The 22,516-nt window shown below is 44.5% G+C and carries 16 protein-coding genes; 11 read left to right on the top strand and 5 right to left on the bottom strand.

The window, feature by feature from the left end:
- Positions 1-67: 67 nt before the first annotated feature.
- Positions 68-1,732 carry a methyl-accepting chemotaxis protein gene (locus SPUTW3181_RS04605; protein WP_011788270.1) on the top strand — a complete coding sequence of 555 codons (1,665 nt, stop codon included), beginning with the start codon at positions 68-70 and terminating at the stop codon, positions 1,730-1,732.
- 75 nt (positions 1,733-1,807) lie between these two features.
- Here SPUTW3181_RS04605 and fdhF read toward each other — a convergent pair whose 3' ends face one another.
- A complete protein-coding gene (gene fdhF / locus SPUTW3181_RS04610; protein WP_011788271.1) occupies positions 1,808-6,082 on the bottom strand; it encodes a formate dehydrogenase subunit alpha in 4,275 nt (1,424 codons plus the stop codon).
- Positions 6,083-6,578: 496 nt separating this feature from the next.
- On the opposite strand from fdhF, the gene prfB reads away from it, so the two are divergent.
- Positions 6,579-7,677, top strand: a protein-coding gene (prfB, locus tag SPUTW3181_RS04615) for a peptide chain release factor 2 (RefSeq protein ID WP_014611215.1) whose coding sequence is annotated in 2 segments (ribosomal slippage) — positions 6,579-6,653 and positions 6,655-7,677 — 1,098 coding nt in all. Because the reading frame shifts where the segments join, the coding sequence is not laid out codon by codon here.
- A 29-nt stretch (positions 7,678-7,706) separates the two neighbouring features.
- Complete coding sequence (lysS, locus tag SPUTW3181_RS04620; RefSeq protein WP_011788273.1) at positions 7,707-9,209, top strand: lysine--tRNA ligase; 1,503 nt, start codon at positions 7,707-7,709, stop codon at positions 9,207-9,209.
- A gap of 110 nt (positions 9,210-9,319) precedes the next feature.
- Here lysS and SPUTW3181_RS04625 read toward each other — a convergent pair whose 3' ends face one another.
- On the bottom strand, positions 9,320-9,658 hold the full coding sequence (locus SPUTW3181_RS04625; RefSeq protein ID WP_198133644.1) for a DUF2846 domain-containing protein: 339 nt from the start codon (positions 9,656-9,658) through the stop codon (positions 9,320-9,322).
- 462 nt (positions 9,659-10,120) lie between these two features.
- On the opposite strand from SPUTW3181_RS04625, the gene pbpG reads away from it, so the two are divergent.
- Entirely contained in the window at positions 10,121-11,089 is a 969-nt protein-coding gene (gene pbpG, locus SPUTW3181_RS04630) for a D-alanyl-D-alanine endopeptidase (protein WP_011788275.1), read from the top strand.
- A 54-nt stretch (positions 11,090-11,143) separates the two neighbouring features.
- Here the strand turns inward: pbpG and SPUTW3181_RS04635 are convergent, their stop codons facing one another.
- Both SPUTW3181_RS04635 and SPUTW3181_RS04640 read right to left on the bottom strand, forming a co-directional pair.
- Positions 11,144-12,709: a S41 family peptidase gene (locus SPUTW3181_RS04635; RefSeq protein ID WP_011788276.1), complete on the bottom strand. Its 1,566-nt coding sequence runs from the start codon at positions 12,707-12,709 to the stop codon at positions 11,144-11,146.
- Positions 12,710-12,950: 241 nt separating this feature from the next.
- On the bottom strand, positions 12,951-13,832 hold the full coding sequence (locus SPUTW3181_RS04640) for a phospholipase A (protein WP_011788277.1): 882 nt from the start codon (positions 13,830-13,832) through the stop codon (positions 12,951-12,953).
- A gap of 438 nt (positions 13,833-14,270) precedes the next feature.
- Here SPUTW3181_RS04640 and cobA point away from each other — a divergent pair, with 438 nt between their 5' ends.
- From cobA to cysC, 5 genes are all read left to right on the top strand, one after another.
- Positions 14,271-15,104 carry a uroporphyrinogen-III C-methyltransferase gene (gene cobA, locus SPUTW3181_RS04645; RefSeq protein WP_011788278.1) on the top strand — a complete coding sequence of 278 codons (834 nt, stop codon included), beginning with the start codon at positions 14,271-14,273 and terminating at the stop codon, positions 15,102-15,104.
- 65 nt (positions 15,105-15,169) lie between these two features.
- Positions 15,170-16,078: a sulfate adenylyltransferase subunit CysD gene (cysD, locus tag SPUTW3181_RS04650; protein WP_011788279.1), complete on the top strand. Its 909-nt coding sequence runs from the start codon at positions 15,170-15,172 to the stop codon at positions 16,076-16,078.
- Between the two features lie 82 nt (positions 16,079-16,160).
- Complete coding sequence (gene cysN / locus SPUTW3181_RS04655) at positions 16,161-17,603, top strand: sulfate adenylyltransferase subunit CysN (RefSeq protein WP_011788280.1); 1,443 nt, start codon at positions 16,161-16,163, stop codon at positions 17,601-17,603.
- A 3-nt stretch (positions 17,604-17,606) separates the two neighbouring features.
- Entirely contained in the window at positions 17,607-19,331 is a 1,725-nt protein-coding gene (locus SPUTW3181_RS04660) for an SLC13 family permease (protein ID WP_011788281.1), read from the top strand.
- Between the two features lie 64 nt (positions 19,332-19,395).
- On the top strand, positions 19,396-20,013 hold the full coding sequence (cysC, locus tag SPUTW3181_RS04665) for an adenylyl-sulfate kinase (RefSeq protein ID WP_011788282.1): 618 nt from the start codon (positions 19,396-19,398) through the stop codon (positions 20,011-20,013).
- A gap of 57 nt (positions 20,014-20,070) precedes the next feature.
- On the opposite strand, the gene SPUTW3181_RS04670 is transcribed toward cysC, so the two are convergent.
- The gene (locus tag SPUTW3181_RS04670; RefSeq protein WP_011788283.1) at positions 20,071-20,910 is read right to left on the bottom strand and encodes a TIGR03899 family protein; all 840 of its coding nucleotides are present in this window, start codon (positions 20,908-20,910) and stop codon (positions 20,071-20,073) included.
- 468 nt (positions 20,911-21,378) lie between these two features.
- Here SPUTW3181_RS04670 and hemG point away from each other — a divergent pair, with 468 nt between their 5' ends.
- Positions 21,379-21,900, top strand: a complete 522-nt coding sequence (gene hemG / locus SPUTW3181_RS04675) for a menaquinone-dependent protoporphyrinogen IX dehydrogenase (RefSeq protein ID WP_011788284.1) — start codon at positions 21,379-21,381, stop codon at positions 21,898-21,900.
- Positions 21,901-21,933: 33 nt separating this feature from the next.
- Positions 21,934-22,479 (top strand): cytochrome b/b6 domain-containing protein, encoded by a 546-nt coding sequence (locus SPUTW3181_RS04680; protein ID WP_011788285.1) that lies wholly within the window; start codon positions 21,934-21,936, stop codon positions 22,477-22,479.
- Positions 22,480-22,516 lie beyond the last annotated feature (37 nt).

Below are 22,516 nucleotides of genomic sequence, written 5' to 3' on the forward strand. Positions count from 1 at the left end.
TGCCCAGTTTTGGCTATACTTCGCACATACAACAATTATAAGTTTTATCCCCCCGGAGTAATTAAGCATGTCGAATTTTAGTTTGCGCAATAAATTACTATTGTTATCTCTGTTTCCCCTGATCTTAACTTTACTGATATTGATGTCTGTTTCTTACTATGTCGAGAAAGAGGCACTTGATGATGAAGTGGTTACCTTTAAAACTAAACTCGTTGGTGAACGTAAACAACAAATAAAAGAAGCGACGGAAATTGCCGCAGGAATAGTGCAGTACCAGATATCTTTAAAAGATCAAGGTAATGTCAATCAAGCCCTGCGGGATATTCGTTTTGGTAGCGCAGGGTATTTCTTTATATACGACTCTAAAGGTAAAAATATTTTCCATGCCCTGCTACCCGCACTGGAAGGGCAAGATAAAATTGACATGACAGACCCCCGCGGAACCAAAATTATTGTCGGTTTGCTTAATGCTGCACAGCGAGGTGATGGTCACTTTTCCTATTACTATCAAAAGCCTAATACTAACGAACAAATTGAGAAACTCAGTTATGTGACTATGGTGCCCGGCACGGATTGGATGTTAGGAACGGGGGCTTATATTGATGATATCGAAGCGGTAGTCGAAGATTATCGCATCACAGTGACAGAGCAAATGGTGGATAAATCCTATGGGCTGCTACTCATTGCACTGTTACTCACGGGGTTTACAGCCTTTATCATCATGATAGCCGCACACCGTATGGTGGTGCCCATTCAAAAAATGGCTGAAAATCTAAATGATATTGCTAAGGGTGAAGGCGATTTAACTAAGCGCCTTCTCGTAAAAGGCGAAGATGAAATTGCCCAATTAGGCCAATCCTTTAACCTCTTTGTTGATAAACTGCAGACTATTATTGGGGATGTAGCGAGTGCGACCACGAAAGTAAAAGAGGCGGCGAATGCGATTCACGATCAAACGAAAGTGATGTCAAGCCAGCTTATCAGCCATAACAATGAAACCGATCAAGTGGTGACAGCCATCACTGAGATGTCTTCCACTGCCAGTGAAGTTGCGCAAAATACCACGCAAGTGGCAGAAGCGACTCAAGCTGCCACGGGGGATGTTGCTAATGCTCAACGCTGTGTTGATGCTTCCCTAGAAGAAATCGCAGGTTTGATGGAGCAAATTAATCACGCGGCGGGCAGCATTCAATCTTTAAGTGAGCAATCCCAGAAGATTAACAGTGTGCTTTCGGTCATTGGTGGTATTGCTGAACAAACCAACCTGTTAGCATTAAACGCGGCAATTGAAGCGGCCCGTGCAGGTGAGCAGGGTAGAGGTTTTGCGGTGGTGGCCGATGAAGTGCGTAATCTCGCCAGCCGTACTCAGGCTAGCACTTTAGAAATTAACGAGATGTTATCTGCGCTGCATAAACTTGTCGCCCAAGCGGTGAAAACGATGGAGGACAGCCAACAAAGTTGTGTGCGTTCGGTAGCGTCTTCCCGTGCTATCTCTGAAAGTTTAGGTTCTGTGACTTCAGCGGTAACGGCCATTAATGATATGAGTACTCAAATTGCGACTGCGGCTACTGAGCAAAGCTCTGTTACCGAGGAAATTAATCGCAATGTATATGCTATTCAAGAAATTGTGAACGAGTTACTCCATTCTAGCCAAGATGCGGCCAGAATTAGTCAAACCGTATCGCAGGAGGGGACTAACTTAGGTAAATTAGTCGGACAGTTTAAGATTTAACCCTTCAGTCAATTGATAAGCATAAAAACGGGAGACATCTTATCTCCCGTTTTTTATTCGGCGCTTAAAATTGATTTAGCCGCAACTCGTTACCTTTTCTGCTTTGACTGCACACACTTTATATTCGGGAATATAAGCAACAGGATCAAGGGCATTGATGGTGAGCTTATTGGCTGCCGCTTCGACAAAATGGAAAGGTAGGAATAGCACGCCAGCTTGGGCGCGTTTAGTCACAAAGGCATCAATTTCAATCTCACCACGGCGTGTCGTGAGTTTAATTTTATCGCCATTACTAATCCCGAGCCTCTCGGCATCATAGACGGAAATCATCACCTTAGGTGAGCCGAGTAAATCGAGTCCTGGTGTTTTACGCGTTAATGTACCTGTATGAAATTGCTCCAATAATCGCCCAGTTGAAAGTGTTAGTGGATATTCACTACAGGGCATTTCGGCGGGTAAGCGGTAACTGACAGGCGTAAATTTGCCTAAGCCGCGTGTAAATTGGTTTTGGTGCATAATGGGGGTTCCGGGATGGTCTTCATCTGGACAGGGCCATTGAATACCTTGAGGAAAGTCACCATTATCCTGCTGACTTAATCGTTGCCAACGAATACCACGATACTGTGGTGTTAATTCATTAATTTCATGCCATATATCTTCTTCGTGGATGTAATTCCAATTCGCGCCCATCGCGTTAGCAATTTTCTGCACAATCTGCCAATCAGGCAATGCTACCCCTGGTGCGGGCAGAGCTTGCTCAAGCCGCTGAACCCGTCGTTCTGTGTTGGTAAAGTGACCGCGTTTTTCCACAAAAGAGGCGGCTGGCAATACGACATGAGCTAGTTCTGCGGTTTCAGTTAGAAAGATATCCTGCACCACGAGAAAATCTATTTGGTTAAGCGCCCTTAGCACATGGGCTTGATCTGGGTCGCTTAATACTGGATTTTCCCCCATTACATATAACGCCTTGATTTTCCCTTTGGAAATATCATGCATCATATGGGTTGCTGTAACACCAATCTCACCAGAGAGCGGAGTTTGCCAATAGGCCTCAAAGCGCATTTTGGCATGAATATCGGTCACTTTTTGATAGCCAGTAAAATAGTTAGGTAGTGCGCCCATATCACAAGCACCCTGCACATTACTTTGGCCACGTAGTGGGTTAATCCCCGCCCCTTTGATACCTATATTGCCACACAAGAGTTGCAGGTTAGAAATAGCGGTAACATTGTCATGCCCTGTGGTGTGCTGAGTGATCCCCATTGCATAGTAAATAGCTGTTTTTTCAGCGGTGCCGATGATGCGTGCGAGTTGGGCAATTTCACTTGCATTAACGCCAGTGATAAGTGCGGCGTTTTCTAGGGAGTAATCATCCTTAGCAAGCTCCGCGTATAGTGCGTCCACACCTTCTGTGCGCTCGGCAATATAGGTTTTATCATGCCATTCGTTACGAATGATTTCCGCCATAATAGCATTGAGTAGCATCACATCCGTGCCGGGCCTTTGGGCGACATAGAGTTCAGCGTTATCGGCAATAGCGACACGTTTAGGATCGGCAACGATTAATCTTGCCCCATGTAATGTCACCGCCTGCTTTATCTTGGACGCAATAATGGGGTGCGCGCTGGTGGTATCTGAACCTAAAATAAAAATGACATCAGAGTCTTGGATGCTCGGAATATCATTGGTCATAGCGCCGCTGCCAATACTTTGTTGCAGGCCTGTGACGGTTGATGAGTGGCACAGGCGGGCGCAGTGGTCGATATTGTTGGTGCCAAGTACACTACGGACAAACTTTTGCAGTACAAAGTTATCTTCGTTTGTGGCCTTCGCGGAGGCGAGACTGGCCAGCGCATTACTGCCATATTGTTGCTTTATATCGGTCAAGTTTTTGGCGATATAATCAATAGCCTCCTGCCAAGAACAAGGCTGGAGTTGTCCGTTTTTACGGATGAGTGGAGTGGTCAGGCGTTTTTCGCTGTGAATAAAATCGAAACCAAAACGGCCTTTAACACACAACATACCTTGGTTAACGACTGAGTCCTTATTACCTTCGATATGACGGATGCGATGGGTATTTTCATCGATTTTGAGGTCGAGTCTGCATCCAACACCACAGTAAGTACAGATAGTGGAAGCGGTTTTGAGTGATGTCTTATCCCCTTGGCGTTTGTCTCGGGCGTCAACTAAGGCACCTGTAGGGCAAACTTGGACGCAATTACCACATTGAACACATTGGCTATCCGCCATGGATGCACTAAAGCCGACTCTGGGGGCGCGGCGTTCTTGGGTCAGATCTTCCGTTTGGGGGAGTGCTTGGTAAGAATCATAGGCAAATTGAATGACGCAGTGCCCACTTTGTTGGTTGCACGCATCCACACATTTACCGCAACTGATACAGCGATTGGCATCAAATTGGATAAAAGGGCTTGATTTATCAACCACAAATTGACGAGCAAAATCGGTGTTTAGTTGTTTTGATTCAACTTTGTAGTCAGTCGCATAATCTCTTAGTTTGCAATTTGTATTGGCCTGACAGGCACATTCTAAACAGCGTGCCGCCTCTTGCATGGCCGCATCAGGTGCGAATCCTAGTTCTACCTCACTGTAATTCAGGAGCCGTTGTACAGCGGTTAACTCGGGCATTTTTAAGCGTGCCTGACGCTGAATATTAGGATAAAGATCCTGTGCTATTTGATCTTGTTTACTATTGTGACTAACCGCTTTAGATGAATTAAATTCACCGCTATACAGTTCGCAGCTTAGCCCTTGTTTCAACATTTTATCAATGGCTTGTGCCGCTTTGTGTCCATCACCAATGGCGGCAACAGCGGTGGCTGGGCCTCGGCGAGAATCGCCTATCACAAACAGTTTTTCAATACCCGCAGACATAGTGTGCTCACAGCCGATAAAGGTATTCCAACGGCTAAGAGCAATTTCTCCTTGGCTTAAATGACTCGCAGGATCCTGCAGAAAACTCATATCTGGGGTTTGTGATACCGCGGCTATCACAGTATCAAAGTCTTGGGTAAAGGTTTCCCCCGTATTAATCGGTGCTCGCCTGCCTGAAGCATCGGCTTCACCAAGTGCCATTTTAGCAAAGGTGACCGCGCAGACATGGCCATCTGCATCACTATGGTTTTCAATCGGATTCGTTAAGAAGTGAAATTTGACCCCTTCAACTTCAGCTTCATGGACTTCATAGGCTTCTGCAGGCATTTCAGCACGGGTACGACGATAGATTAAAGTGACATCGCAGCCTTCACGTACTGCAGTGCGAGCGCAATCGATAGCGGTATTTCCTCCACCAATGACGGCTACTTTTTTGCCTAGTGGTAACGATTTTTCGAGGCAATGGTCTTTTAAATAATCCACGCCTAAATAACATCCCTTAAGTGTGCTACCGGGATAATCCATCGGCACGGCTTTTTGGGCGCCAATAGCAAGGCAGATGGCATCAAAATCTTTAGCTAATTGGGTTAGATGTACCTCATGCCCTAGGCGGGTTTGAGTGTGTATCATTAATCCGTTACGGCAAAGTAAGTCTATTTCTTTGTCTAATATCGCTTTGGGTAAACGGTATTCAGGAATACCGTAACGTAGCCAGCCGCCCGCTTGGGGCATTGCTTCAAATATCTCAACGCTATGCCCTTGATTTGATAAATAGTATCCAGCACTTAATCCCGCAGGACCCGCTCCGATAATGGCGACCCTTTTACCCGTTTCAGCTTGGCGTTCAGGGACGTAACTCATACCACCATTTTCACCTTCTGCTAAATCTAAATCGGCAGCGTGACGTTTTAATTGGCGAATGGCGATAGGTTCATCGACACTTCCTCGCCGACATTCGGCCTCGCAGAATGCTGGGCAGACACGGCCAATAGATAAGGGTAATGGCAAGGTTTGTTTAATAACTTTAATGGCTTGCGTATGGTTACCTTGGGCAATGTGATATAAATAGCTCTGTACATCGACACCCGCTGGGCAGGCCTGCTGGCACGGTGCCTCACAATCGGCAAAGTGGTCGCTTAGGATATTGTTGAGTGCTTGCTTACGCTTTTTACTAAGGTAGGCTGATTGAGTGATTACCCGCATTCCCATCTCAACGGGTGTTTCACAAGCCCGTACGCAACGAAGGCTTGCATCGGCATTTTCAATTTGAACCACGCATAAGTTACAGGCTTGTTTATCATCATGTTTTTGATTGTTTTTATCTGTAACTAATTGCTGTGAGGCCGCGTTTTGATCGCATAGGCTGGGGATGGTTATCCCAGCATTATGTGCCGCTTGCAGTAGTGTGTTGTTTGGGTTAACCAACAGCACTTGGTCATCAATTTGAAGTTCTATCATCCCATGGCCTTTTATATTTTGTAGGGAACTTGGCTGCTATCGCGCGAGGCTGCAGGCATAGGTTGATTTGAGTATACCTAGGGTAGTTTTGAAGATGCTTATGTACGCAGCAAGTTTAAGATGGAATTGCTGCATTAATCACAAACTGATTTAAGACTGTGCAGTGCAAGGTTTGTACTGAGTGTTGATTGTGATGCTCTTAGCAAAAAATCGTGTTTTAAATACTATCCCCCTTGATATTCGGCACATTTTCTTAAAAGACTTAGGGTCACTTGAGCAGATCTTGATACCTAGCTCAGGGAATGCTTAGCCAAAATTAATTAAGATCACAGTGTTAACTGACTTATCGAGCACAAAATTTAACCTCGAAACATCAACACGTCCTAGGCTTACTGGCGTTGTTAGGTTAAAATGCGCGGTCGCAAATACTGTTAATCACCGCCTCCTTTAATGGGAAATCAATTAAAGCGGCCAAATAAAGTGAAGTTGAAAATTCATGTTTGAAGTTAATCCAGTAAAATTCAAAATTAAGGAGCTTGCCGAGCGTACGCAGCTTCTTAGGGGGTATCTTTGACTACGATGCTAAACATGAGCGTCTAGAAGAAGTTACCCGTGAGCTTGAAAGTTCCGATGTGTGGAACGAGCCTGAGCGCGCCCAAGCCCTAGGCAAAGAGCGTGCAAGCCTCGAAGCCGTAGTAAAAACAATCGACGATATGGACTCAGGTCTTGAGGATGTCGAAGGGCTACTCGAGCTGGCCGTTGAAGAAGAAGACGAAGACACCTTCAATGAAACCACCAAAGAGCTGGATTATTTAGAAAGTCGCCTTGCTGATCTTGAATTTCGCCGTATGTTCTCTGGTCCACAGGATGCCTCAAACTGTTACTTAGACATTCAGTCGGGCAGTGGCGGTACTGAGGCTCAAGATTGGGCCAACATGGTACTGCGTATGTACCTACGTTGGGGTGAAGCCCATGGATTCAGCCCTGAATTGATGGAAGTGACCGATGGTGACGTGGCGGGCATTAAGGGTGCGACCATTAAATTCACTGGTGAATATGCTTTCGGTTGGTTACGCACCGAAACTGGCGTGCACCGTTTAGTGCGTAAATCGCCATTTGACTCTTCGGGTCGTCGCCACACGTCTTTCTGCTCGGTATTTGTTTACCCTGAGATTGATGATGATATCACCATCGATATAAACCCTGCTGACTTACGTATCGACGTATACCGCGCCTCGGGTGCGGGTGGTCAGCACGTTAACCGAACCGAATCAGCGGTACGTATTACCCACTTACCGACCAACACGGTAGTGCAGTGTCAGAACGATCGTTCACAGCACAAGAACAAAGATTCGGCGATGAAACAGTTAAAAGCCAAACTGTTCGAATTAGAAATGCATAAGCAAAATGCTGAAAAGCAAGCGGCCGAAGACGCTAAATCTGACATCGGCTGGGGCAGCCAAATTCGGTCCTATGTATTGGACGATTCCCGTATTAAAGACTTACGTACTAGCGTGGAGACGCGCAATACCCAAGCGGTACTCGATGGCGATCTGGACAAGTTTATCGAAGCCAGTTTGAAATCAGGGCTGTAATCAATTCAAAGGTATAGACGAGAAATAACATGACTGAACAAGTACAAGATGAAAACAAACTGATCGCCGAGCGTCGTGCCAAGCTAGACAGCATTCGCCCAAATTGTAGCGCTAATGCTCACCCTAATACCTTCCGTCGCACCCATAAAGCGGCTGAGTTACAGGAGAAATACGGCCAAAACACTAAGGAAGAACTCGAAGCCTTAGGTTTTAGAACCAGCATTGCTGGTCGTATCATGGCAAAACGTGGCCCATTCCTCGTAATTCAAGACGTGTCTGGTCGTATCCAAGCTTATGCTGAAAAGGGCGTTCAAGCGGATCTGAAGGATCGTTACCAAGGTCTGGATATCGGTGACATCATCGGCGTAACTGGTCAGTTACACTTGTCTGGTAAAGGCGATCTGTACGTCAATATGGAAGAGTACCAACTGCTGACCAAAGCACTGCGTCCACTGCCAGAGAAATTCCACGGCTTAACCGACCAAGAAACCCGTTACCGCCAACGTTATGTTGACTTAATCGTTAACGAAGAATCTCGTCAAGCCTTCGTGATGCGCTCAAAAGTGGTTGCAGCTATCCGTAACTTCATGATCAAAAAAGAGTTCATGGAAGTTGAAACCCCAATGATGCACGTGATCCCTGGCGGCGCTTCAGCCCGTCCATTTATCACGCACCACAATGCGCTGGACATGCCAATGTACCTGCGTATCGCGCCAGAGCTATACCTCAAGCGTTTAGTGGTCGGTGGTTTTGAGCGTGTGTTCGAAATCAACCGTAACTTCCGTAACGAAGGTCTGTCGCCACGCCATAACCCAGAATTCACTATGATGGAATTCTATATGGCTTACGCTGATTACAAAGATTTGATGGACTTAACCGAAGAACTGTTAAGCTCAATCGCGATCGAATTGTTAGGCAGTGCGCAAATGCCATACGGCGAGCACACCGTTGATTTCGGCGGCCCATATGCCCGTCTGAGCATGTTAGAAGCGATTCAGAAGTACAATCCTGATAACGCGACTATCCAAGCCATGACCTACGAGCAAGTGAAAGATCTCGAATTTATGCGTGAATTGGCTATCAGCCTAGGTATCAAGATCGAGAAGTTCTGGACCTGTGGTCAGCTATTAGAAGAAATCTTCGGTGAAACTGCTGAATGGCAATTAATGCAACCGACCTTCATCACTGGCTACCCAGCGGACATTTCGCCACTGGCACGTCGTAACGATGACAATCACTTCATCACCGACCGTTTTGAATTCTTCATCGGTGGTCGTGAAGTAGCTAACGGTTTCAGCGAGTTAAATGATGCTGAAGATCAAGACAGCCGCTTTAAAGCGCAGGTTGATGCCAAAGACGCGGGTGACGATGAAGCCATGTTCTACGATGCGGACTATATCACTGCACTGGAACACGGTTTACCACCAACAGCGGGTCAAGGTATTGGTATCGACCGTTTAGTGATGCTATTCACTAACACTCATACAATCCGTGATGTGATCCTATTCCCTGCAATGCGCCCACAAGCCTAAGTGATTCATTGGGTTGCAGATAAAACCTGCGACCCAATTTGCATTGGATAAATATAAAAACCAGCCTTTTGGCTGGTTTTTATATGTGCGATTCAAGGGGGAAGTAATGACTATTTTGCTAATTTACATTCTTGAACGTTTTTCATCCCTTCGGCATCAGAGACGGCTTTTAGTCCTGCACCGCCGACAAATACACCCATTTTGATATATTGCTCAAAGAAGTAGTTTTTACCGCCTTCTGTTGAAACTTTTAAATCGTTTTCACTAAACTCAGATTCAGTTGAAAGCGTTTGCTCGCCAGGTTCAACTTCTTTGTAGAAAAATACCTTATTGGCTGATTCACCAATCATTTCACCATTGATATAAATGTTTTTCTTGAGTGCTTGTCCGACAAAACTATTACGGTAAATATAAATTCCTGTTTTATTGTCAGCCGGTTTTTTCGCGATATAACTTACGTTGTATCAAAGTACTATGGGGGATGTTGTCAATTTTCAATCTGGTGTTAAGTTTTGTTTCATTGTTGTTGGGCAGAGTGATGACTAAGATGCCTTGACGGTGTTTGGTTGATTTCAGGCTGGGAACAGATGATTGATTTGCAAAAATTAATCTTTACTCATATAAAAGTTAAAAAATTATTAATAATTTTTACATTGAAGCATTTAACTTTGAAAGTGCTGTTTTTTAGCATTAATCTCTAAGCTAGTTAAAAAGTATGATTTTGAGTACTTTTAAATGCGAAATTTATAATAGGTTAAGCTGGTGCGTGAACTATGGCGCTAGATGGAAATTGCTGATATCACAGATAAAAGTTTAGTTTCATTCTATTCCTTTCTGCATATACCTCTTATACTTGGGCAAGCCGCGTGCGTTAGCACATGTGATCCTTTTCTATTTTTAGTGAAACTTAAATGAAGATCAGATCTTTACTCAGTAGTTTTATCTTTGTCTGCAGCAGTTGTACTGTTGCCGCGACAGCATATTGTGCCGAATCGGCCTCTGTCACTACGAAAAGTACCGCTTCTAAATCATCTGCCTCAGCAAAGCCTGTTTTAAATAAACAAGAAGTCGCGGCGAACAGTGCTTTGGTGGTTGATCTCAAAACCAATGAGGTCCTTTATTCGAGTAATCCTAATGCTGTTATGCCAATAGCCTCTGTGACTAAATTAATGACGGCTATGGTGACGTTAGATGCCAAATTGCCAATGGATCAGAAGCTCGCTGTTAATATTAGCGATACCAAAGAAATGCGTGGTGTTTACTCTCGGGTACGTATCGGTAGCGAAATTACCCGTAAAGAGATGTTGTTGTTGACCTTGATGTCTTCAGAAAATCGCGCCGCTGCAAGCCTTGCTCATCATTATCCCGGTGGACATAAGGCCTTTATTAAGGCGATGAATGCCAAAGCGAAAGCATTAGGTATGAAAAATACTCGTTATGTTGAACCGACGGGCTTATCTCATAAAAATGTATCTAGTGCGAGCGATCTTATCGTTCTGCTTAAAGCGAGTGAGAAATACCCTATGCTTGGTGAGTTGAGTGCCACAGAGAAGAAAACGGTGACGTTTGGCAAACCTAAGTACAGTTTAGATTTTCGTAATACAAATCGCTTGGTTTACAAAGATAACTGGAATATTCATCTTACAAAAACGGGCTTTACCAATGCCGCAGGCCATTGCTTAGTGATGCGTACTGAAATGGCAAAACGTCAAGTGGCTTTTGTTGTGCTTGATGCCTACGGCAAATATACCCATCTAGCCGATGCAAACCGTTTACGTAATTGGTTAGAAACGGGTAAGGTGACACCGATACCTACAGAAGCTAAGCAGTATAAAAAACAGCGAAGTACTCAGCAGATAGCCAAGGTCAGTGGGACCTAGTCTTACATTGCATTGGGTCGTTGATAAAACCAGCTAATTGCTGGTTTTTTATTGTCAGTTAACTGAATGGGCTAGCTTGGATTTTAACCCATGTTGAGTTGGTTTGGATGTTGATGTTTTCACTAAACTCACTAACCCCTGCCATTCAATATCATGATTTAGGGGCAATGAAATATCAGGTTCAGTCCCTTTACCAGAGAGCAATTGCCCTTTGGAGTCATAGGTTAGAGAACTGCTTAATCGGACATTTAATCTACTGTTAGGTAAGGTAAAGTGGTATTGCCGAGCAAAGTCACCAGAGGTTCTCTCACCGACTAAATTAACTCTCGACCAAGTTTTAGTACGATGAGCTATCCACTCACATTCTTGTCGACAACGGGGCCCTATCAGTAACACTAGTTGGTTATTTCCAGTCGCTTCTACATCTGGTTTAGTGCGAGCAAACCAAGGACTGAATTTGTCTTTATCGGTTTGCGGTAAATAGCGAGTGAGTATTTTAAGTTTTGGCGCACTGAATCCTAAGGATTCTAAAGGTTTAAAATTTAGCGGTTGTAGGTAATCGTTTCTGAACGCTGCCGAGCGTCGATAGTGAGCAAACCCCATGATGCTTGAGGAGAACTGTCGAGTGCTAAGTGGCGTATTACCAGATTCAATATCTTGATAGCGTGACAGCATGGTAAGCAGTTTAGGGCTAAAGCCACTCGCTTCCCTTAGATCGATTACTAATAATGCCTGTTCCATACCTTTGAGCAGCTCTTGTTGTAGCTCTTTATCTAATTCGAAGGTATATAGATCGTCGATTTTAAGCCTTGCTGTAGTTGTGTTGATACTTTCTAACTTATAAACGGATTGAGATGATATTGTGGGGGATGATTTGGTGAGTGGGGTTAGAAATGCATCAAAAACCAGTGGTAATGTTTCATTATCCCTATCAACGATTGGTGCAGGTTGATTTTTTTGTTTAGGGGCTAATACCATCGTAACCTGCTGTGTTTGTAGATTGTCATTCATTAAAGTGACGACCACATAAGGTTTAAGACTAAGCCCTAAATCCTCCCGCAATAGGTTGAGTTTTTTAAGCCAAGGTAGCTGCATTTCTTGGCTATCTTTCGATGGCTCGGGTAAGTAGGCTTGGCTTGCCGATATCCATTTGTTCATAGGTAAGCCATCAATGTGGCTTATAAAGGGAAAATCAGAATTAATCGGACTATTTTTAGTATCTAAAGCAAGCCATTGTTCATTTATGGGCCTGAGTGTTAAAGGTAAATCTCCGCTCTTATCTTCAAAATTTAGCACTTGAGCACCAGGATCTTTGATGCGATTGAGTAGCTTAGTGACTTCAGCTGCAAAACGATCATTGGAGACAATATCTTGATATTGTTCAGCAATATAGGCTGCAGTATCAGTCAATAGTTGAGCCATATCATTGGGTTTAAGGGCATAGAAAGCGGAGTATTGCTCAATTTGACTCAGCAAAACATAGAGGTCTTGGCGTACTTCCTGAGCACTCAATTCGGGAGTTCGTTCTTGTTCGGGCATAGCAAAAATCGCGAGCCTAATTAAGCTCGCGATAATGATAACTGTCAGAAAACTAACAATAGTCCGATAGTTAAAACCCATACTCCTCCGTGATCTTACAATGCCTTTTACTGCTAAAAAGGTGAGCGACTATCGGTGGAAATTCGATTATTTTCAATGAAAATCATATTATCCATCCTTTGGAGCTAGCCCGATTGAGCAATCTAACAGCAGATTGGTTGAGTCAGTATGAAATTATGGCTAATTTTTGTACTTCGTCACTTTATACCCATCACATTGAATATTTCACCGCTGAATAAACAGAGAGTTAATATTATGGGTATTAGAGGATGTCATTAAGCGAAATCCCTATTCCAATACGTTGGTTGTGATAGTTGTAGTCGATTAAACTTTCTCCATAGCCATTAAAATATTGGGTATACAGACGTAAATTCCCCACTATTGGATAGCTCCACGTGAGCTCTGCTGAGCCGCGATCGATATCTTGTAGATTGCTTCTGAGGGTGAGGGTGAATCTGTGTTCATCAATGCCATAAACACCGATAAATTCGGCATTGCCTACATAGTCTTCAATATTTGGGTTGTCATCACCGCTTGTCTGATAGGGATCGGTTTTTTCATCTTCGGGAATACGCCACCAAATTTTGGTTGCGAAAGCGAGTGGACCGGCATCAAAAATCATGGTGCCATAAATCCGATTCCAGCTTCGAGAAAGTAGGCCAGATTTACCATTAGATTGATGTACGGCACCAAAACCCCAAAAAGAATTGGTCACACTGCCAATTTTCCAATCGTTATTAAACAGCATAAATATTTCGGGTTCGTGATTGGTTTCGCGAAAGGGTGAAGAGGTTTCTTTGTTATACACTTGCCAATAGGATTGATTGGTATAAGCAAAGAATAGATGCCCATTGTCACCAAATACGTTGTACCAAACCGGAAATTTAAAGCTTATCTGAAACTTAGCCTCAAATTTATCTAAGGTATAGGGATCTTGAGCCATTTCTTCAAGAAAAGGAGCAATATTAGGATCAGGATTATAGGTCGCTGGCAGTAAATAATTGACATGATGCGGGGTGATCACAAATGGACGTTCTGCAGTAGCAAGTTCATCTTTAACGCGTCCTTCTACCAATGATTCTGCATTTAGCCCTGAGCACATTAGCAATCCTATTAACGGGATATTTTTATAAAACAGATTCATTTACCCTCCTTGATGTGTTTGTTGATCGTACTTGTAACGCTCGATTTGTCAGCTTAACACTAGTTAATGAATTTACGGTGATTGGTTGAAGGAACTGTTAGTTGCATCAGCATCAGTTGGGTTAAGCAAAAGTGAGTTTTCCTCAAAATATGACATTTAGGTAGAATTTTTCGCACTAACATAGTGCCAAAATGATGGATATACCCTTGTCACAATAGCGTTTACCATGAATGCTGTAAATTAAAAATCATTTAAATTTAGTGTGTTACCTAATCTCTACTTGTATTTTATTTTAAATAGACCTGTTTTTCCGTTGTTGCTCCCTAATGATGATATTAGTTATATTCCTAAATGATATAAAAACTAATAATTATCTATTTATTATGGAATATAAGACGCGCTATATTTCTACAGACTAAAGTGATCTTGGGGATTCTGATGGAAATTTTCTCTTTACCGGGCCAAGCGGCCAAAGGCAAAGTCTGGCTGGTGGGGGCTGGTCCCGGTGACGTTGAGTTATTGACGTTAAAGGCATGGCGTATCCTTAAAACCGCCGATGCAGTGCTATACGACGCTTTAGTCAGCCAAGATATCCTCGATCTTATTCCCAAAGACGCTGAGAAGATTGCTGTAGGTAAGCGTGCGGGCAAGCATAGCGCCGCACAGGACGAGATTAATCAGTTACTCGTCACTAAAGCCTACACCCGTAAAAATGTGGTTCGCCTTAAAGGTGGCGATCCTTTTATTTTCGGCCGCGGGGGGGAAGAGTTACAAACTTTAGTTGAAGCTGGGGTGGAGTTTGAAGTCATCCCCGGCATTACCGCCGCCAGCGGCACGTCAGCCTATGCGGGAATTCCCCTAACCCACAGAGACCACGCCCAAGGCGTCACTTTTATCACTGGCCATTGTCAGTTAGAGAGTCGCCCTATGGACTGGCAAGGTTATGCTAATCCCAACAATACCTTAGTCGTGTATATGGGGATTCTGAACGCCAGCATTATTCGCCAAGGTTTAGTCGATGCGGGCCGAAGCCCAGAAACACCTGTGGCGATAGTGTCAAAGGCCACAACGAATGAACAACGTCGTTTTATCGGCAGTTTAGGTGAGCTTGAACAGCTTGCCGCCGATCCAGAATTACACATGCCAGCCTTGATGATCATAGGTGAAGTGGTCGCGCTTTCTGAGACGCTCAATTGGTTCACACCAGAATCCATCGACAACGCACAATACCAACATGAACTGACTCAGACTGCAAAAGTATCGATAAATTAGCAAATTATAAAATTAAGTAATCATGCTGTATCAATGCAGCAAATTTTAGGTAAACGGAGAATAGTATGGCCGGGCGTGAACTAAGCCACTTACAACAACTGGAAGCCGAGAGCATCCAGATCATTCGTGAAGTTGCAGCCGAATTCGATAATCCTGTGATGTTGTATTCCATCGGGAAAGATTCTTCCGTTATGTTGCACTTAGCGCGTAAAGCCTTTTATCCGGGCAAGATCCCGTTTCCGTTGCTGCATGTCGATACGGGTTGGAAATTCAAAGAGATGATCGCGTTTCGTGATACGCAGGCAAAGAAATTTGGCTTCGAGTTACTGACGCACATTAACCCAGAAGGTTTGGCGCAGGGGATTAACCCCTTCGACCATGGCAGTGCGAAACACACTGACATCATGAAAACCCAAGGTTTAAAGCAAGCACTTAACCAATATGGTTTCGATGCGGCTTTCGGTGGGGCTCGTCGCGATGAAGAAAAATCTCGCGCCAAAGAGCGCGTGTATTCTTTCCGCGACCGTCACCACAGATGGGATCCTAAAAACCAACGTCCAGAACTGTGGCGCACCTATAACGGCGCAGTGAACAAGGGCGAAAGTATTCGCGTGTTCCCGTTATCTAACTGGACTGAGCTGGATATTTGGCAATATATCTATCAAGAAAACATTGAGTTAGTGCCTCTGTACTTTGCAGCTAAACGTAAAGTGGTTGAGCGCGGTGGTCAGTTAATCATGGCCGATGACGAGCGGATGCAATTAGCCGAAGGCGAGCAGATTAAAGAAGAAGTGGTACGTTTTAGAACCTTAGGTTGTTACCCACTCACGGCCGCCATGCATTCCGAGGCCGACAGTCTAGAGAAGATTATTGAAGAAATGCTGTTAACCCGTTCAAGCGAACGCCAGGGCCGATTGATCGACTCAGATCAAAGTGCCTCGATGGAGCAGAAGAAGCGTCAAGGCTACTTCTAATATCTTCAGGGTTAACCCTATTTCGCGAAGGTGGCGCTAGTCAGTGCGACCTTCAGCCAAGCAGATCAAGAGTGAGAATAAGATGGACAAAGCGGTCAATAAAACCAATCTCATGGCGGCAGAAATTACCCTCCATGGTGTGAAAGAATATCTAGCCCTGCAGCAACACAAAGGCTTACTGCGCTTTTTAACCTGTGGCAGTGTGGATGACGGCAAAAGTACCTTAATCGGCCGCCTGCTACACGATAGCGCGCAGATCTATGAAGACCAATTGGCGAGCTTAAAAAGCGACAGCGCTAAGATGGGCACCACAGGTGAAGCGATTGACTTAGCTTTGCTGGTGGATGGTCTGCAAGCAGAGCGCGAGCAGGGCATTACAATCGATGTGGCTTACCGTTATTTTTCAAGTGATAAGCGCAAGTTCATTATCGCCGATACGCCAGGGCATGAGCAGTACACTCGCAATATGGCGACAGGTGCATCGACCTGTGATTTAGCGGTGATTTTAGTCGATGCCCGCTACGGCGTGCAGACTCAGACTAAGCGCCATGCGTTTATCGCGTCATTACTCGGTATTCGTCACTTTGTGGTTGCCGTGAATAAGATGGATTTGCTGGGGTTTGATGAGCAAGTATTCAATCGTATTCGTGCCGATTTTACGGATTTCGTTAAAGATTTCGGTAATCTCGATATCCACTTCGTGCCCTTATCCGCGCTTAATGGTGACAACGTGGTTGAGCGCAGTACCCAAAGTGACTGGTATCAAGGCGGAACACTGCTTGAACTGCTAGAAACCATTGATACTCAACGCGAACTCAGTGCATTGCCCGTGCGTTTCCCTGTGCAATATGTGTCGCGTCCTCACTTAGATTTTCGCGGTTTTGCGGGCACGTTAGCCTCTGGCATCATCAAGGTCGGCGACGAGTTAGTCGCGTTGCCATCGGGTAAATGCAGCAAGGTTGAACGTATTGTCACCTTCGATGGTGATCTAGAGGAAGCGGTTGCAGGCCAGGCTGTGACTATCACGCTGGAAGATGAAATTGATATTTCCCGTGGCGATTTACTGGCAAAACCCGACTCAGCTCCCGCCGTCGCTAACCTGATCAGCGCTGATATAGTGTGGATGGATGAAAAGCCATTACAACTCGGTCAGTTATACGACATCAAAGTGGCCGGTAAGAAGACGCAAGCCTCTGTAACAGCTATCGATTATGTGGTTGATGTTAACACCTTAGCGCGCAGTGCGACGGACACGCTTGGGTTAAACGCGATTGCCCGTGTGACCTTAGAACTGACCGAAGACATAGTATTTGATGCCTATTCGTTAGTGCGTGATACGGGCGGAATGATCTTAATCGACCGTCTTACTAATGCGACGGTTGCCGCGGTGATGGTGGTGTCGGGTCAACATATTAACAAGCAAACAGCGTCACAATTTAGTGCCTTTGAAGTCGAGTTTAATGCCTTAGTGCGTAAACACTTCCCCCATTGGCAAGCGATAGATATCACTCAGCTTGGAGCTTAATTTGTGAGTGACTTGTGGCAATTAGCGATTATTTTGATAGGGCTTGTGGCTGGCTTAATTAGCGGCCGTATCAACCCAGCGGTATTGTTTTTATTTGCATTTTTGCTCTGTTATCTCTTGGGCATGGTTGCGCTCGATACCGCATTAACAAGCTTTACCAATATTGGCTTAGTCACACTTGTCCTGTTGGTGTTGGCCGCGACGGCGTTAGAAAAAACGTCCTTGCTGGGAAAGTTGAGTCAAGTCATAGGTAATAGTTCTTTGCCTATGACAATGGCAAAACTCGGTTTTTCGACGGCTTTGCTGTCGTCTTTCACTAACAACACTGCGGTGGTGGCATCGCTTATCGGTGTTGTGCGCCGCAATCAGGCACACGCGCCAGCTAAGCTATTGTTGCCACTAAATTATGCGGCAATTTTAGGCGGCACACTGACCCTGATTGGTACCTCGACTAACCTGATTGTGAACTCCTTTGTAGAAAACGCTGGCTTACCCGCCTTAGGGTTCTTCGAGTTTACGCCGGTGGCTGTGATTATTTTAGTGGCTGGAATGCTGTTACTGACCTTACTGGCGAATATTCTGCCTGATAGAAGAGAAGATTCAAACGAAGAAACGCTACCTTATTTGCTCGAAGCCCATGTGGCGAAAGGTTCGTCCTTGGTTGGTCGCAGTGTGGTGGATAACAAACTTAGGGCGCTGAAAAAGTTATATCTCGTTGAATTAGAACGCAGTGGCATTTGTATTTGCCCTGTGCCGCCCCAGTTAGTATTACAAGCGGACGACGTGCTGCGTTTCAGTGGCGCGGTGGAATCGGTCGAGTTATTGCATCAATTCGATGGTTTAGATTGGTTTGGTAAGCATCAAGCTAAGGGACAAAATTTAGTTGAAGCCGTACTCGCGCCATCATCTCGTTTAGTGGGCAGTTCGTTAAAAGCAACGCGTTTTCGTGAGCAGTTCGATGCGGCTGTGATGGCTATTCGCCGTGGAAATCACCCACTAAAGGGTGGGCTTGGTGACATAATCCTGCAACCCGGTGATGTGTTGTTATTGACACCAGGTGATGGTTTTAGCAATAGCGCAAAGCTAAGTTCAGAGTTTGCGGCGATCAGCGGTTTAGATTTGAATGTGCGTTTAGACAGTCATCGTGGTCGCTGGGTGTTGCTGGGCTTTGCGGCAACGATCGTCCTGAGTGTTACTGACGTATTGCCATTGGCTAAAGGTTTAGTGATATTGCTGCTGAGTTATTTTGCCATCGGCGCTGTCACACTGTCTGAGCTGAAACGCCGTTTTCCATTTGAACTTGTCATCATTGTTGGCAGTGCACTTGGTCTTGCTAATTTGATGATGAGTACAGGCCTTGCGAACAACTTAGCCCAAGGATTATTGAGTGTAATCAATGGTTATGGGGTCTTTGGTGCCTTTGTAGGTGTGTATTTTATGACCTTGTTACTGACTGAACTGGTGACCAATAACGCAGCGGCAGCGCTGGCGTTCCCTATTGCCTACGCGATTGCGCTTAATTATGGTGTCGATGCAAGACCCTTTATTATGGCGGTCGTCTTTGGTGCCAGTGCGAGCTTTATTTCACCCTATGGCTATCAAACGAACTTAATGGTGTTTAATGCGGGTAATTATCGCTTTAGTGACTTTGTCCGCCTTGGATTGCCGTTATCTGTGCTGTATTCCCTGATAGTGATATTTATGGTGCCGATCATCTTTCCATTTTAGTGATTAGCTTGTGTTTATAGCCCTTATGTTAGCGGTTAGTCAACATGGGGATTGAGGAGTTTTTATGACAAATATCGTGTGGCATCAACATCCTGTAGACCAAGCCGCCAGAGCCGAGCAGAAAGGTCAAAACCCTGTGCTACTTTGGTTTACCGGACTTTCTGGCGCGGGCAAGTCAACATTGGCTGGTGCATTAGAGCGGGCCTTATTTGAGGCGGGATTCCACACTTATTTGCTCGATGGCGATAATGTGCGCCATGGCCTGTGTAAAGACTTAGGGTTTACGGTTGAGGACCGTGACGAGAACCTGCGCCGTGTTGGCGAAGTGGCTAAATTGATGGTGGATGCGGGGCTTGTGGTGTTATCTGCTTTTATATCACCGACTCGCGAAGAACGTGATGGTATTCGCGCCCGTTTTCCTGCGGGGCAGTTCATTGAAGTGCATGTGTCGACGCCATTAAGTGTGTGCGAACAGCGGGATCCTAAGGGGTTGTACGTTAAAGCGCGCAGTGGCGAGATCAGCAATTTTACAGGGATTTCATCGCCCTATGAAGCACCACTGGCCGCGGAATTAACCATAGATACCAGCAAAGGTGATTTAGCGACCCAAGTGCGTGCCTTAATCGATTATTTAACTGCGATCAATGTCATCAATACCGATAAGACAAAGACAGTCGCTTAACATTTAGCCTTTACCTTGCTAAAAAGGAGCTTTTTGCTCCTTTTTAGGGTGTGATACCTATTCTATTTTGAAATCTTTGGCAAATAGTAGTTGCAGTGCTTTTACGTATTCTTGATCTGTTTTGGGTTGTACAAGTAAAGCCAGTTCATCACCTATGGGGGTTAAGCGATAATAAGTGAATAGTAAATGGCCGCTCTTAGGTGTTAACTTCATTTGAATACTAGGCATGGTAAATTGGATTGGGGTTTTGCTATTAAGAAGCCCAGTTTCAAACTCGCTACTGTGCAAAATACCCGCATCAACTAAGGTCAAAATACTGGAATAAGGCAGGCCAAATTGAGATAGGCCAAGATTTACTGTGGTGTTTTTTCTAAAGTATTGCCCAATCCCCCCAGATAACCGATAACCACTGATCAGTTTAAGACGTTGTTCATTATTCACTTTAGCCGCCATGCCAAGGGCTTTTTCAAGAATTTGTGCTTCCCTGTGGGTCAGTTGCTTGAGCAGCGCTAAGGTACGTAGACTGAAGTTTCCCGGATTCACTATCTCGCTCGACAATATCCGAGCCCACAAATCTTGCATCTTACGGTTATGGATTTGTTCCGCCATCAAGAAGAATTGATGACTCCAATCGGGATCGAGATCGACCCCAGTGACATCTGAGTGGGTGTAACTAAGGGCTAAGGCGAAAATGGTTTCCACATTGGCCTGATATTGGCTCGATAACTTGCGGGCTCTATGTTCTGCACGTTCGGCTATTGAAGCGTTCGCGGGGCGATATTCTTGCTCACTGGCGAGCCCTAATTGGCGACCGAGTAGCAGGGCTTTTTTGCGAGCGGATACCTCGGATGCTGACTCGCCTTCTTCTGCTAGCATTAAAATGTCTGAGTCCTTCATCCGAATCAATCCTTGTTTGTATGCTGATATAGGGAGTTAAGTGAATTGTCTTACCAAAGCTGATTTTGCTTAGATAATAGCGAATCCTTAATCACGGTTCTGGCTATATTAACCCAATCTATTGACGATTATTATGTTGAAATCTTAAATTTTGATACTCGTTGGCTAAGGTGAATTGCGGAATCATGGTAAGTCTATTGACGTACTATGAGGTAACGATGCAAGGTCATTTTTGAATTCTCAATTTATTACCGAGTCTATTTTTGTGAGCAAGCTAAAATTACTGTGTATGCATAAGCCCTATGGGGCTAACCCCGTGATCTATTTCATGTAAATTGATATTTAAATCACCTAGTATGCAATCTCGTAATAGGCTGTTTGCTTTTTGCGTTATCCATCTAAGCCGCCTTTCACTATCATTTTTCAGGCCGCTTTTTCTTATTTTTGTTGAGATGAATCGAGGCTAAAGTGAAAAAAATTCTGATCATTTTCTCTAGTGTTCACGGTCAAACCCGTAAGATCACTAATCAGCTAGCGCAGCAACTTAAGGACTTAGGCAATTCGGTTGTTATCGCCGATATTAAGGCTGTGCCCGCAATGGAGTCGTTCGACAAAATCATTATTGGCGCCAGTATTCGCCATGGTAAACATAATCCGACGTTATATGAATTTATTCAAAAGCATCAAAAACTACTAACACAAAAAGTAAGTGGTTTTTTCTCGGTTAGCTTAGTGGCGCGTAAGCCGGAAAAAAATACGCCTGAGACTAATCCTTATATGCAGGCTTTTTTAAGCAAAACGACTTGGAGACCTCAGTTATTGCAAGTGTTTGGTGGTAACTTGAACTATCAAGGCTATAACGCTTTAGATAGGAATATTATTCGTTTTATTATGTGGTTAACTAAGGGGCCGACGGATCCAGTTACCAATGTTGAATATACAGATTGGCAGAAAGTAAACGAGTTTGGTGAGCAAATCCATCAAGCATAAAAGTGGCTTGCTATAAGTTTAAGGGCATGGATCATGACGGATAAACCGACTGCGGCAGTAAAATTCGGCAACGTGTTTCGTATATTGATAACCCATTTACATGTGTGGCTTGCGACTTGCTGTGCGGTATTGGTATGTACTAGCCCATGGATTTTTATAGGACGAAGCCTGAGAAAAAATGCCAGTTTTTGGGATTACCTGCATGTTTACTTAGGATTGGTCTGTACGGTTCTTGCATTATTATTCTTACTTCACAATACCTTCAATGGAAAATGGCGCTCGTATTTTGGTTGGCTAGTGGGGGATTGGGCACAACTGAAACAAGATATCGCTGGTGTAATCAAAGGTAAGTTCCCTGTTGCGGGCGGCAAAGGGTTATTCAGTGTGGTTGAAGGCATTGGAATGTTATTGCTGGTCGCAACGGGGTTGACTGGTGTTGTGTGGTTTGTATATCAAGGTACACCAATCGCAATGGACTGGCGTGGTTATCATCTTATTTGTGCACAGGCTTTTATTGGCTTTTTAATTGTACATATCGTGCTGGCAGCAACCCATATTATTGAATTTATTAGGCAGTAATCTGTGGTCTTGAGAAGAGATGGCCTCCGTTGGAGGC

Source organism: Shewanella sp. W3-18-1 (assembly GCF_000015185.1).
Lineage (GTDB): Bacteria > Pseudomonadota > Gammaproteobacteria > Enterobacterales > Shewanellaceae > Shewanella > Shewanella putrefaciens.

Excerpts from the sequence above, each read along its gene's own strand:
- SPUTW3181_RS04680 (WP_011788285.1), top strand. The coding sequence starts at position 21,934 with ATGACGGATAAACCGACTGCGGCAGTAAAATTCGGCAACGTGTTTCGT.
- cysN (WP_011788280.1), top strand. The coding sequence starts at position 16,161 with ATGGACAAAGCGGTCAATAAAACCAATCTCATGGCGGCAGAAATTACC.
- lysS (WP_011788273.1), top strand. The coding sequence starts at position 7,707 with ATGACTGAACAAGTACAAGATGAAAACAAACTGATCGCCGAGCGTCGT.
- SPUTW3181_RS04640 (WP_011788277.1), bottom strand. The coding sequence starts at position 13,832 with ATGAATCTGTTTTATAAAAATATCCCGTTAATAGGATTGCTAATGTGC.
- pbpG (WP_011788275.1), top strand. The coding sequence starts at position 10,121 with ATGAAGATCAGATCTTTACTCAGTAGTTTTATCTTTGTCTGCAGCAGT.
- fdhF (WP_011788271.1), bottom strand. The coding sequence starts at position 6,082 with ATGATAGAACTTCAAATTGATGACCAAGTGCTGTTGGTTAACCCAAAC.
- cysD (WP_011788279.1), top strand. The coding sequence starts at position 15,170 with ATGGCCGGGCGTGAACTAAGCCACTTACAACAACTGGAAGCCGAGAGC.
- SPUTW3181_RS04635 (WP_011788276.1), bottom strand. The coding sequence starts at position 12,709 with ATGGGTTTTAACTATCGGACTATTGTTAGTTTTCTGACAGTTATCATT.
- cobA (WP_011788278.1), top strand. The coding sequence starts at position 14,271 with ATGGAAATTTTCTCTTTACCGGGCCAAGCGGCCAAAGGCAAAGTCTGG.
- cysC (WP_011788282.1), top strand. The coding sequence starts at position 19,396 with ATGACAAATATCGTGTGGCATCAACATCCTGTAGACCAAGCCGCCAGA.
- SPUTW3181_RS04670 (WP_011788283.1), bottom strand. The coding sequence starts at position 20,910 with ATGAAGGACTCAGACATTTTAATGCTAGCAGAAGAAGGCGAGTCAGCA.
- SPUTW3181_RS04605 (WP_011788270.1), top strand. The coding sequence starts at position 68 with ATGTCGAATTTTAGTTTGCGCAATAAATTACTATTGTTATCTCTGTTT.